The sequence below is a fragment of the Empedobacter sp. UBA7611 genome, assembly GCF_002484365.1.
In the GTDB taxonomy this organism is placed as follows: Bacteria; Bacteroidota; Bacteroidia; order Flavobacteriales; family Weeksellaceae; genus Empedobacter; species Empedobacter falsenii_B.
The window spans coordinates 135249-135771 of the sequence record NZ_DLJR01000037.1; positions in this window are offsets into that span (position 1 = coordinate 135249).

Genomic DNA, 523 nt, shown 5'->3' on the forward strand with positions numbered 1-523 from the left:
AAATTATTTCCATAAAGTTGGCAACTCGCTCCACTCAGACACTCCAACTTTTTTTATTCCAATAATTTAGAGTTGAATTGCATTTCGATCCTAAATCGTCGGATTTTTTTAATTCCTTTCTCAATATTCAAATTCACTTTCAACAATGAATTTCAAAGCGACATACGATTTGCAGACGAGTTTCAATCCATTGAAACAAGCGTAAAAAAGATTAGTGAGCTTATGCGAATCATTTAATCTTTTTAGTGCGTAAAATGGTAATTGAACGTCGAAAATCGCAGTCTTGTAATGCTTTGCATTCATGAATACCTTAAAAATAATAATAAACCATATGAATAACTTTTGATTACTTTTTGATCAAGCAAAAAGTAATAAATAAAGAACTACTAATTATCCTCTTATTCTCATAATTATGTTCAGAACCTCAACTCGTTGTTAATTTGAAGTATCGAGAAATCTATTACTTTCATTTTTTATTCATTTCCTGTTTATTTTAATTATTGGTATTCATATGCCCTTCGGG